The sequence below is a fragment of the Carnobacterium alterfunditum DSM 5972 genome, from assembly GCF_000744115.1.
Classification (GTDB): Bacteria; Bacillota; Bacilli; order Lactobacillales; family Carnobacteriaceae; genus Carnobacterium_B; species Carnobacterium_B alterfunditum.
The window spans coordinates 281,973-294,546 of the sequence record NZ_JQLG01000004.1 but is presented as its reverse complement, the minus strand read 5'-3'; the positions used below and the strand labels follow the sequence as shown (position 1 = coordinate 294,546).

The following is a 12,574-nucleotide window of genomic DNA, read 5'->3' as shown; positions in this document are numbered from 1 at the left end:
CACGAAGAACTGAAACTAAAAAACGCTTGATATTCTTTTAAAGTACGCTTTAGCGTAACTATTTGGCTAGGAAAGAGAGCGGCTGGGGTATAACTAGTTGAGAATAAGAAAAAGGGTCTGTTTATCAGAAAACTGATGAACAGACTCATTTTTTTGTTGTTTAAAGTTATCTGAAAAATTAATAGGATAACTTTTATTAAATTAGTTATTTAAACAATTAAGGTGTTCAAGCAAATAGGTATATTTTTTTACATTTTATCGAATTAATCACTATAGTTAAATAACTGTAGTATAATTATGTCACATATAAATTCTTATTTGCAAAAAGAAAATAAAAGAACGGAAAGAAGAGAAGCAATATGTTATCGTTTTATGATGGTTTTTTTCTGAATCTATGTGTGATGATTACGTCACTATTTGTGTATAAAGAACTCGTGAAAAAGAGTTCTTTCGCAATGCAAACTGTAAGTACAGCTATTATAAAGGGCTTATTTGGAGGACTTCTGGCTGCTGTTTTAATGCGCTTTAGTATTAAAACTGGCACAAATTCTATGATTGATCTTCGAATTATCCCTTTTATGTTGGTTGTTCTTTATGAAAATTGGTTATCAAGCCTACTAACTGCTGCTCTAATTATTTTTGTTAGGTTTATGATGGGTGTGAGCATTTATTCATTTGTTAATGTTATTTTTGTGCTTGTTTCATGGGTGATTTTTTATTATTGTTTTAAAAGAATTGAAAATCGGTGGGTTTCCATTGTAGTTATGCTTACTTTTAGCAATATTGTTTATACAGTATTGAACGTTATCTTTACACTAGGTAAGAGTTTTAATTTATTTTTAATAGTAACCTACTGGATCATTTGTATTTTAGGAGGAGTCATCGCTGTTTATATGATGGACTACTTGAATGAAACTGAGATTATATTCAAAAGAAATAACAAGTATGCCTTTACGGATCCATTGACAGGCTTAAATAATGTTCGTAGTTTTGAATTGGCGTTTAATAAAGCAAAAAGTAGACTGGAAAAAGAAAATGAGAGTATTTCTATTATGATCGTAGATGTTGATCATTTTAAACAAGTGAACGATACTTATGGCCATTTAGAAGGTGATGTGGTACTAAAAAAATTAGCAGCAATTTTAAAAATGAGTCAAGGTCCTAACGATATTATATCTAGAAATGGTGGAGAAGAATTTTCAGTATTGCTCAAAGACTGTAGCCATGAAGAAGCATATGAAAAAGCAGATGCACTAAGAAAAATAGTGGAAAATTCTTTTTTTGTTATCAAGAATGGGACCACATCCATTCATGTTACAATTTCCATAGGTATTACAACCTATAATGATACGACAATAGAAATAAATCAGCTTTATGACCATGCTGATCAAGCCCTTTATGCAGCGAAAAAAAGCGGCAGAAATAAAGTTTGTTCTTATTCACAAGTTGTTGATCCAGTCTCTAATTAAAAAAGGGCTAGGATAAAATCTAGCTAAAAATATACCACGAATCAAACAAGTTATCTATTATAATTGGCACTATAAAAAATTAAAAGAAATAGAATCGAACAAGCTTTTATCACTTGAAGGATTCAGGATTTTTGCAAAACGAAAAATTGATATAGGTTTGGCTTTTAGGGCTAATAGCTTCAAAAAATATAGAAAAAAAGTGATTTAGCCTAAAGAATTTACTTAACTAGTTGAAATAACTAAAAAACGTTAATTGCATTTTGCAATTAACGTTTTTTTAGTTATTAGCAAGTTTTGTTTCAGCAGCTGTAGCTTTTTTATCAAGATTAAAATAAAGTATTATTCAGAATCGTAATGAAGATCCCATTTAGTTCTTAGCGTGTCCATAATTTCCATTACGTCATGGGTAAGAGCAAGTGAAGGATCTGGACGATTCGATAAAATCAAGTTTGTGATATCAGCTATTTCGTAATTCATAGCTTGTTTCGTATCACCAGCTTCAATTGTTTCAACTGATCCATCCGGGTGTGTTAAGGTAGCTTTTTCTGCACGCGGGAAATCATTGACCGTGAAAAAACCATTTTCAAAGGCCACGATTCCTAATTTGGGCATCTTAGCTCTAAAAGTAAGCGAAATAGTAGCTAGCTCATCGTGATCATTTTTCAGTATGATCCCTGATTGCTCATCCACACCGGTTTCGTAAAAATTCATGGTCGTATGGATCTCATGCGGTTGGCTGGTCAAGAAATAACGAGTAAAAGATAGAGCATAAATGCCGATATCTAGTAATGCCCCACCAGCAAGACTCTTGTTAAAGAAACGATTAGTTGAATCTTCTTCTTTTAAACTTGCTGGATTATATAATGAAGTTAGCCACTAAGGCTAAAATATAAAAACGCCATGTGAATTTCATGTTATATTGAAGTTACCACTAACTCTCAATAGACAGGATGAATTCACATGACGCACTCTAACGATAACACACCAGCACGTAAGGGGAAACACTTATCTTATTCAGAACGATCTCAAATTGCTATTTTGAAACAGGAAGATTATTCGAATCGTCCTATTGCTATTGTCCTGAATCGAGTACCTCAAACAATCAATAATGAGATAAAGCGTGGAACAATTACTCAACTTAAACGTCAAAAGCAAAAGAGTAAGATTTATGATTATTTTATTAGAATTTATGATGCTGGTACCGGTCAGGCTGTTTATGACAAGCATCGTTTAAACTGTGGCCGTCGACCAAAATGGGCGGATACAGATGCCTTTATAGAGTGGGCCGATGATAAAATGTTGACTGATAAATGGTCACCTGATGTAGTGGTTGGCTTTGCTTTAAAGCATGAGCTGTTTGATCCCACAATTATCCCTTGTACCACGACACTTTATTACTGGATAGATAGAGAGATTATGAGAACGAAAAACCTCGACCTTCTAGAAAAGCTGTCTCGGAAACCGAAGGTATTATCTCTGAAGAAGCGTCCAAATAAGCGTATACTTGGACAATCAATTGACAACCGTCCAAAAGAAATTGATAATCGTAAAACCTTTGGTCACTGGGAAATCGATACTGTGATTGGCAACAAAATAAAGACAGATGCCGTATTACTCACTTTGGTTGAACGCCAAACACGCCTTGAAGTTATTATGAAAATAAATGGTAAAGATCAAGAATCTGTAAATCAAGCGATTCGTACTCTTCAAGCACGATCCAGAGAGGACTTTCCAACTTTTTTCAAAACGATTACCTCAGATAATGGTTCTGAATTCGCGGGACTAGATGAGGCTTTGAAAGACACTTTAGATGTTTATTTCAGCCACCCTTATGCTTCTTTTGAACGAGGAACGAGTGAGAATCAACATAAATTTATTCGTCGATTCATTCCTAAAGGGAAGCCTATCAGCCAATTCACTGAGACACAATGCCTGCGAATTCAACAATGGATGAATGATTATCCCAGAAAAATATTAGATTATAGGACCCCACATGACTGCTTTGTGAACGCACTTCGCCTAGAACGACAAACAGCTTAAAAGCCTTTTTCGGCATAACTTGAAAGCTGGGAAGATGACCGTAGACAGTTCGTCGATAAACTTGTGATATCTCAGTGTAGCACCAAGCCTTACAAAATGAATTAAGCTCTTTAATTTTCACATGAAATAATTCTTTAACAAGTGGCTAACTTAAACTTGAAATTTACATTCTTTTAAACTTCCAAAAGAGACTTGGATCATTTTTAGTTTGCCGAGAGAACCTTCTTGGGCGATTTCTTTCAACTTATGATAAAGCGGCATATGGTAAATGACCATTGCTTCAGCTAAAACGAGCTTTTTTTCTTCAGCTAATTTCATTGCTTGAGATAATTGGTTATTATTCATCGTAATAGCTTTTTCCGACAACACGTGTTTGCCATATTCTAAACTTTTTAAAATCAACTCAGCGTGATGGCTATGCGGTGTAGCAATATAAACTACATCAATAGATGGGTCTGCTAGTAATGCATCGTACGAACCATAGGATTTTTCAATTCCGTATTTTTCAGCAAATGCAGCTGCTTTTTCATCGTTTCGTGAACCCGCAGCATAGAGGACTGCATTTTCGACATTAAACGTTTCTGCAAATTCATTTGCAATTTGACCTAAACCTAAAATTCCCCAATTTAACTTTTTCATAGAAAGCCTCCCAAAATTTAGTTATCCGTTATCAAATATATTCTACCATTGAAAAACACTAGATGGAAAGAGGAAGGCAACAAAAGCTTTATGTTTCAAAAAAACGGATAAAAGTAAGGGCATACAATTTGAAAGTTAACGTAATAGGTGTAAAATAAAGGTAGCACTTATTGAATAGTATTTATCAATTGGAAGGGGAATGATGGACATGCATGACGCATTAGTAGAAATTGTTTTAAGAGCTATAAAGGAGCAGTATATTAGCGAAAAAGCTTTTTACACCTCACAATTAGGTATCACACCACAAAGTTGGGATCGATGGAAAAAAGGCAACCAAGGACTGAAACCTGAAAATATGGAAAAGATTTCTCGGTTGTTTACCGAATACGAATGGATGCTAGTACAAAAAGTTTGCCGAAACGCTACCTTTTTTCCAGAAGTTAAAGCCAATCCCGTTAATGAATATCTAGCTATCAAATTTCATGTAGCACAAAAATGGGTGAACAGCGGTACAGCCGAGCTAGAATTTAAAAAAGAAACCGAAGAGCAAATAATGGAGCATCACCGCAAACAGAATACAACGATCCTTATCATTAAGAACGGGTATGATTTTTGGAGCTACAAGGACATCATTGAATTGCGTTTACCTGGAATTATCCAGCAACAAATAAAAACCGACAAACCCAATTTATTGGAATGGTTCAACAAAAATATTCAGGATGCGGAGTTCGACGTTAAGACTTGATAGAAAAAAAAGAAACTCGCAGAGGATAAAATGGACCCTATAGAATGGACACCAAAAAAAGGTGCTCTCTATAGGGTCTATTTTTGTATACTGATATAAAGAAGAATAGGTTAATACTTGCACTTCGTGCAGAAAGGAGCGGATAAATGTCAAAATTAACATTTACACCAGAACAAATTCAAATTTTAAAAGCAAACCCATACGTTAAAAATGTATCGGAGAAAAGTATTACTTATTCCGATGAGTTTAAACGCTACTTTGTTTCAGAATCATTGGGTTCAAAAACGGCTAAGCAACTATTTATTGAAGCTGGATTTGATCCGGAAATGATTGGTAAAAGTAGGATAAGATCATTCGCTGGTAAATGGCGAAAAAGATACCGTGATAATGGTGTTTTGGCATTGAAAGATACACGACAAGATTGTTCAGGCAGACCTCGAAAAACACCATTAACACTTGAACAACAAATTGAAAAGTTACAGGCCAAAATCCTATTATTAGGACAAGAAAATGACTTGTTAAAAAAATCAGAATGGAGCGAAAGGAGGCCAGAAAACAGCGAAAAGATTAGCAGAATCTTTTCAAGGATCCATGAAATGAAAACCAAGGGTTCCTATACAGGAACCCTCATAGATGCCTGTAAAGCGTTGGGTGTTTCTCGTTCAGGTTACTACAATTATGTTAAAAGTTTAGACAGTAGAAATGCACGTGATGAGGAAGATCAAGTCTGGAGAACTCAAATTGAAGAAGCTTATAACTACCGTGGTTACGAGAAAGGTTCTCGAAGTATCGTAATGTACTTCCTAAACGTTCTGGGCATTACCGTCAATCGTAAAAAAGTACAGCGCCTGATGAGGAAATTTAATATCTTCTGTCCTATTCGTAAAGCAAACCCCTATAAAAGAATGGCAAAAGCCACCAAAGAACACAGCACTGTTGAGAACAAGTTGAAACGTCAGTTTGATCAAGGAATAGCCCATAAAGTTTTATTAACAGATATCACTTATTTACCTGGAACCGGCGGGTTTATAGGTTATTTATCAACTGTAAAAGATGGAACAACGAAAGAAATTCTAGCTCACTATGTGTCTGACAGTTTAAAACTTGATCTTTCATTAACAACGGTTGATTTATTAATGAGTGCCCATAGCACAACGCTACATAAAGATGCCTTTATCCATTCAGATCAGGGAGTCCATTACACCAGCCCTAAATTCCATAAGAAATTGGCTGATAATCAGTTAGGGCAATCCATGTCCAGAAGAGGGAACTGTTGGGATAACGCTCCACAAGAGTCGTTCTTTGGACATTTGAAAGATGAAATAGAGTATAAAGATTGTGGGAATTTGGAAGAACTTCGAGCAATTGTGACTGATTATATGGACTATTACAACAATGAACGTGGACAATGGAATCTGAAAAAACTGCCCCCTGTTCATTACAGGGAGCAGCTTTTATTGAGTGTTTCATGAGGTCTCTTTTTTAAAATGTCCTTGACACAGGGTCCATTTCAGGATGTTCCATCCTTGAAGAGATTCTGTTTTTTCCGAGAGCCTGTCGAACGCAGCTCAACTAAAAAAGGATGCGAAACTTCCCGTTTAGACACGCAGCGATTTTCATAAATTGAAAGCAAGAGCATCCCGCGCATTGCGTCAATTTTTAAAATAGCCCAGTATCTGAGAAGTGCAGCTCAACTAAAAAAGGATGTGGAACTTCCCGTTTAGACACGCAACGATAGTAGATCAAAAAAAGAGTTGCCAGGATCTATCCCTGGTAACTCTTTTTTCGTTTAGATAGTAATTTTTAATTCGTTGGGTTTTAGCAGATTTGATTTAAGCAAGAAAGGCTTGAATACGATACTCAATAAACCTGGTAAGAAAATCACCACAAAAAGGTATGAAAAGGTAGCAGCCATCCCTTGAGAAGAGGCGATCCCGAAAACAGAAACTAAAGCACATAAACCCATGCCTGCAATTTCAGCGGAGGCTTCTAAATTAAAAACTAGAACCCCGACAGGAGCTAAGATCGTTCCCAAAAGCAATGGAAATAAAGCCACTTTAGGATGTTTAATAATATTGCCAGTTTGCAGTTTTGGAGTAATGATCAATTGACCTAAGAATGTTCCAGCATCATTATCCTTCAGACTGAGAAAGGCAAAAACCGTAAACTGAACGCTGCATCCAATTAGAGCAGCTGCTCCGGCAGCACCGTCTAATTGTAAAGCTAGAGCAACAGCGGCTGATGAAGCCGGTGATAAAATCAGCATACCGAAAACTAATCCTAAAACCATTGATGATAAAAGAGGAAAACCAGCTACAGAAGAAGTGATCAATGATGAGACCGAGTTTAGTATGTAGGCTATGGGTGAGGACAAAGCGTAGCCTACTGATCCGCTGATCAATACGCTGACAAAAGGTACTAAAATCATGTTGAACCGTGTTTTATTGAACAAAAAGGTGCCGACGACGATCGCTATGGCAATAGCCACTAGCGCTCCAACAGGTTCACCGCTTTTTAAAGACAGCACACCATTTGCAAAAATGTATGCGCGGCCGCCGATCACTCCTGCTGCCGAGGCACTTAACATAGTTAAAATATCTGTTTTCAAATAATAACTGATCCCAATCCCCAATCCAGGAATCAATAATGTTTTCGTAACAGCACCAATAGTGACAAGTGTTGTAAGACCTAATAGTTCTCCAATACTTTGAATCAACAGTCCAATACCTAAAGTTACTACAACTGCTGCAGCAATACCCTGGGATGCTTTGTAAAGTTGATCTGTGAACGTTTCTTTTTTCATGAGTAAACCTCCAAAAGATTTCCTGTTAACCTTATTCTATATTAATGTTATTATAAAGGAGTGAACTCAAAAGTACACTATCTTAAGCATAAAGATGCTTATAAGGGATCTATAATCTTTAGTGTTGGTGGACAACGTAAATCAATCACCCAAAATTTATGAAGGAATAGAGGTTGCTTTTAGCGACGCAATGGATCTTATTCTAGCAGAAATCTCATTTCAATATACCAACACTATTTATTGGATGATCCTTTTAGATGAAATAAAAAATTAGAATGGAGTCTTTAAAATAATGAAAAAAAAATTAGCCTTGCTACTGATAACAACTGGTATCTTAGGAGGGTGCGAACAATTTAATCAAGAATCCGGTTCTGAATCTAATCAAGCTTCTAATCAAGCTTCTGAAACCAGTTCTTCTATTGAAAAATTAACACCAGAAGAAGAACAAAAACGAGCAAAAGAAGCTGAACATCAGGCAATGCTGGATACTTTACCAGCTGTTTCATCAGATGATTGGAATTTAATACTCGTTAATAATTGGACAAAAATAGATGAATCGGTAGAAATACCCTTAAGTGAATTACCGAATGGTTATTTGGTTGATGAAAGGATCATTGAAGACTATGTCGCTATGGCTGATGCTGGAAAAGAAGCGGGTCATGAGATACTAGCCGTTTCAACTTATCGTTCAGTTGAGTTGCAAACCACAAATTACAACAATAAGATCCAACAATATTTAGATGAAGGCCTTTCTCAAGAAGAAGCCGTTAAATTAACGGAAGATTATATTGCTATTCCTGGAGGAAGTGAACACCATACCGGACTTGCCATTGATGTGATGGATACAGAATGGGTGAATACAGGCAAAGGGCTTGTTGCTGAATTTGATACTCAAGCATCACAACAATGGTTAGTTGAGCATGCAGCTGAGTACGGATTTGTCTTGCGGTTCCCTGAAGGTAAAAAAGATGAAACTGGCATCGAATATGAATCATGGCATTTTCGTTACGTTGGAAAAGAAAATGCAAGTTATATGAAGAAACATGAGTTAGCTTTAGAAGAGTACGTTGCTTTATTAGAAGAAGCTGGTAAGTAAACTCGTTTAAGGTAATTTGTTTTTTCATTGAAAGGAAGAAAGTTATGCCACTTAAAAAGCAAAAAAAAAGTACCTATAAAAAGGTGAAGCGTAAGGGAAATGAAAAAATAAAGCCTAGCTATTTCTTGGTAACACTCTTTATTTTTGTATTCATTTTTCTTGGGACCCTTTATTTTTTAGCACAAGAGACACCTGAAATAAAAGTATATCAAGACAAGCAAGAAGAAGAAGACCAGCATCATTTTATCGTCCAAATTGTTGGTTACGCCAAAGTGTTGCAAGAAGAATACGGTGTTTTACCGAGTATCAGCATCGCTCAAGCCATACTTGAATCAGATTGGGGTACTAGTGAACTCTCTGTAAAAAATAATAATTTTTATGGAATCAAAGGGGATAGTGCTGACCCAACTGTTACGATGACTACTAGAGAATTTGTTGACGGAGAATGGATCGAAGTTAATGCAGAATTCAGAAAATACACTACTTGGCAAGAATCGATGGAAGATCATTCAAAATTATTCACTAAAGGAACGACCTGGAATACAGATCAATATGCTAAAGTCTTAGCATCAAAGGACTACAAAGAAGCGGCTTACGCATTACAAAAAAGCGGCTATGCCACCGATCCTGATTATCCTAATAAACTGATTCGCTTAATCGAACAATACGACTTAAATCAATATGATCAAGACTAAGCATCTAAGTGTATTATGCCTTTGAGCTCTCTTTTTGGGATATCTTTTAGAATAGACAGTCAGAATGTCCAGTAAGAAGTTGGAATTTTTATTTCAACTTCTTATTAATGACAATAAGTAATCGCTTTATTTATTGCAGAATGATAGCAATTAGATCAGATATTCGTTAAAATAAACGGTATAAAGACAACTAAAAAGGAGTGGGGAAATGGTAGCTAAAAAAGATTCTCCAAGTATAACGACTGATTTGAGAAAGCATTATGTAGCAGTTCCAGAAATAATTGACACAGCAAGTGGCATCATCATAAACGGAAAGCGATTTCGTTCGCTTATTTTCACAACGGACATCGCCATTATTATGAACAATGATGCAGATGCGGTCATTGCCGTTTATCCTTTCTCACCGCATCCAGCTATCATCCAAGGGATCACAAATGTAGCAAATATGCCTGTCCTAGCTGGAGTAGGCGGAGGTATTACAAATGGACACCGTTCGGCTAATATTGCTTTATTTGCCGAAGCACACGGCTGTATGGGTGTCGTATTAAACGCACCTACACCAAAAGAGACTTATCGTGCAATAGATAAACTAATTGATATTCCTATTATATCAACGGTAGTATCAGAATTTACAGATATCCAAGAAAAATTAGATGCTGGTGTTGACATATTGAATGTCAGCGGAGCAGCTAAAACGGCTCATATCGTGCGTGAAATACGCAAGAAATTTCCAAAAGTACCGATTATTGCAACAGGCGGTCCAACAGAAGAGAGCATTAAAGCAACCATCGCTGCCGGTGCGAATGCCATTACGTACACACCACCTAGTAATGGAAAATTATTTAGTGATCTAATGAAAAGATACCGTCAAGAAGAAGAAACTTTTTATGATGAACAAAAGGCGTTAGAAGAAGAAAATAAAAACTAAAAGCAGGTGTAGTGAGATGCGAAACAGCAACACAAAAGGAAAAAAGTTTCCCTTATGGGCAATAATCAGTACCAGTATAGCGGCGATTGCATTGATTGTTGGAGGAGTTATCGGATATAATGCTTGGTCGGCAGCCAGAGATGAAAAAGCCGCTCAAAAAACGGCAGATACGTTTATCGCAGCAGTAGAAAAACAAGATTATACTGCTATGAGCCAAATCGTTTCTGAAGAATCATTGGCTGCTATCGATTACACAAGAGAATCGATGGCAGAGCGCTACGTAATAGTATATGGCGGTATAGGAGCTGCGGAGCTGAAAGTGTCTGATTTTTCGCTTACACAAAATGAGGAAACGGATGAATATAGGATCTCCTATTCGGTAAACATGGAAACAGCATTAGGTGAATTAGACAAAAAGTCATACGAAACAACGTTGTCTAAGGTAGATAGCGAATATCAAGTCGATTGGGATACACAACTTATTTTTCCAGATATGGAACCAACGGATAAAATCTCAATCATAAAAACGGCAGGTGAACGAGGCGAGATTTTAGATAAAGACGGCTCGCCATTAGCAACTATTGGGACCTCTATGCAAGCAGGTCTGCAGCCTTCAGCATTAGGTGAAGGGGACCAAAAGACAACCAATTTAGAAAAAATTGCTGATACGTATGACGTTGCAGTAGAAGAATTAGAAAATTTGTTAGAGCAAGGCTGGGTAACGCCAGAAAGCTTTGTACCGTTTAAAATATTGGCTCAAGATGCAGAATTACCACAAGCTACTGGAGTACTTTATCAAGAAACAACGGCTCGTACATATCCTTTAAATGAAGCAGCTGCCCATTTGATTGGATACGTTGGAGATGCTTCAGCAGATGACATTGAGAAAAATCCAACATTGAGTGCCGGAGACCTTATTGGCAAGTCTGGTTTGGAAGCAACTTATGACGAAAGGTTAAGAGGTCAAAAAGGCGGGCGCATCGAGATCCAAACAAGTGACAGCGAACTAAAAATGGTATTACAAGAATCTGAAGTTGAGAATGGTGAGGATATTACTTTGACCATTGATGCTGAGATACAGCAAGCTGCTTATGATGAATTAACGGGAGAGAGCGGTTCAGCCGTTTTCATGGATCCAACGGACGGAAGCTTGTTAGCATTAGTCAGTACGCCTTCTTATGATGCAAACTTAATGTCAAGCGGCATCAGTTCTGAAGATTACCAAGCATACGTTGACGATCCTATGAGCCCATTTTTAGCGCGATATGCTTCTGGATATGCACCAGGGTCAACGTTTAAAGTTATTACAGCGGGCATAGGTCTAGATGCGGGAACGATCATTCCAGCAGAAACGCAGGAAATTGACGGGTTATCTTGGCAAAAAGATGCCTCTTGGGGAGATTATAAAGTTACCCGGGTGAAAGATGTTCCTAGTGTGAATCTAGCAGATGCATTTGCGTATTCAGATAATATTTATTTTGCACGAGAAGCATTAGAAATGGGACAAGAAGTTTATGAAACAGGTTTAAGCAAATATATATTTGGTGAGGACTTGAAATTGCCAATTGCGATGAACCCAGCTCAAATATCAAACAGCGGCACATTAGATTCAGAAGGGCACTTGGCAGATACCGCATTTGGGCAAGGTGAATTGTTACTTAATCCCATTCAACAAGCGGTATCCTATACACCATTTGCAAATGGAGGCAAACTTGTTTACCCTAAATTGACTGCGGATCAAGAAACAGCAGAATCCAAACAAGCCGTCACACCAGAATCAGCAGCAATAATCAAAGAGGACTTAGTTCAGGCTGTAGAAAAAGAATACGGTTCTTCTCACAAATTAGCTGTTATTGACCAAAAAATAGCAGCTAAAACGGGTACAGCTGAAACAACAGAAGCCGAAACAGAAGGCGAAGACGCTGAAACAAACGGTTTCTTGTTAGCTTTTGATGCTGAAAACAGCGAATATTTGATGTTGGCTATGATCGAAGGGAAATCAAGTGGTTCAGTAATCGATACTATGTTGCCAATGCTTGAAAAAATGGATACATTCCAACAACAATAGCGAGAACACAGTAAAGATGAGTAGTTGAAAATAGGCTCAAAAAGTGGTATAGTATTGCTACTTTGTAAAAAATTAGAAAAATTTAAAGGAG

The 12,574-nt window shown here is 36.9% G+C and carries 10 protein-coding genes and 1 pseudogene; 8 read left to right on the top strand and 3 right to left on the bottom strand.

What is annotated here, in order from left to right:
• Nucleotides 1–455 precede the first annotated feature (455 nt).
• Complete coding sequence (locus BR50_RS01910) at nucleotides 456–1,469, top strand: GGDEF domain-containing protein (RefSeq protein ID WP_051905708.1); 1,014 nt, start codon at nucleotides 456–458, stop codon at nucleotides 1,467–1,469.
• Between the two features lie 339 nt (nucleotides 1,470–1,808).
• Here the strand turns inward: BR50_RS01910 and BR50_RS01905 are convergent.
• Nucleotides 1,809–2,291 (bottom strand): annotated as a pseudogene (locus BR50_RS01905) (Gfo/Idh/MocA family protein); the annotation flags it as partial.
• Between the two features lie 138 nt (nucleotides 2,292–2,429).
• On the opposite strand from BR50_RS01905, the gene BR50_RS01900 reads away from it, so the two are divergent.
• Entirely contained in the window at nucleotides 2,430–3,509 is a 1,080-nt protein-coding gene (locus BR50_RS01900; RefSeq protein ID WP_034545658.1) for an IS30 family transposase, read from the top strand.
• Between the two features lie 150 nt (nucleotides 3,510–3,659).
• On the opposite strand, the gene BR50_RS01895 is transcribed toward BR50_RS01900, so the two are convergent.
• The gene (locus BR50_RS01895; protein WP_245792808.1) at nucleotides 3,660–4,148 is read right to left on the bottom strand and encodes a Gfo/Idh/MocA family protein; all 489 of its coding nucleotides are present in this window, start codon (nucleotides 4,146–4,148) and stop codon (nucleotides 3,660–3,662) included.
• Between the two features lie 208 nt (nucleotides 4,149–4,356).
• Between BR50_RS01895 and BR50_RS01890 the strand changes: the two genes are divergently transcribed.
• Complete coding sequence (locus BR50_RS01890; RefSeq protein ID WP_034545655.1) at nucleotides 4,357–4,893, top strand: hypothetical protein; 537 nt, start codon at nucleotides 4,357–4,359, stop codon at nucleotides 4,891–4,893.
• Between the two features lie 146 nt (nucleotides 4,894–5,039).
• Complete coding sequence (locus BR50_RS01885) at nucleotides 5,040–6,365, top strand: IS3 family transposase (protein ID WP_034545653.1); 1,326 nt, start codon at nucleotides 5,040–5,042, stop codon at nucleotides 6,363–6,365.
• Between the two features lie 317 nt (nucleotides 6,366–6,682).
• On the opposite strand, the gene BR50_RS01880 is transcribed toward BR50_RS01885, so the two are convergent.
• The gene (locus BR50_RS01880; RefSeq protein WP_034545652.1) at nucleotides 6,683–7,696 is read right to left on the bottom strand and encodes a PTS sugar transporter subunit IIC; all 1,014 of its coding nucleotides are present in this window, start codon (nucleotides 7,694–7,696) and stop codon (nucleotides 6,683–6,685) included.
• Nucleotides 7,697–7,988: 292 nt separating this feature from the next.
• Between BR50_RS01880 and BR50_RS01875 the strand changes: the two genes are divergently transcribed.
• The 4 genes from BR50_RS01875 to pbp4 all read left to right on the top strand — a co-directional run bounded on the left by BR50_RS01875 (nucleotide 7,989) and on the right by pbp4 (nucleotide 12,483).
• Entirely contained in the window at nucleotides 7,989–8,792 is an 804-nt protein-coding gene (locus BR50_RS01875; RefSeq protein ID WP_034545650.1) for a M15 family metallopeptidase, read from the top strand.
• 44 nt (nucleotides 8,793–8,836) lie between these two features.
• Nucleotides 8,837–9,487, top strand: a complete 651-nt coding sequence (locus tag BR50_RS01870) for a glycoside hydrolase family 73 protein (RefSeq protein WP_034545647.1) — start codon at nucleotides 8,837–8,839, stop codon at nucleotides 9,485–9,487.
• A gap of 208 nt (nucleotides 9,488–9,695) precedes the next feature.
• Nucleotides 9,696–10,415 carry a beta/alpha barrel domain-containing protein gene (locus tag BR50_RS01865; RefSeq protein WP_034545644.1) on the top strand — a complete coding sequence of 240 codons (720 nt, stop codon included), beginning with the start codon at nucleotides 9,696–9,698 and terminating at the stop codon, nucleotides 10,413–10,415.
• Nucleotides 10,416–10,431: 16 nt separating this feature from the next.
• The gene (gene pbp4, locus BR50_RS01860; protein WP_034545641.1) at nucleotides 10,432–12,483 is read left to right on the top strand and encodes a penicillin-binding protein PBP4(5); all 2,052 of its coding nucleotides are present in this window, start codon (nucleotides 10,432–10,434) and stop codon (nucleotides 12,481–12,483) included.
• The last annotated feature ends 91 nt before the right edge of the window (nucleotides 12,484–12,574 follow it).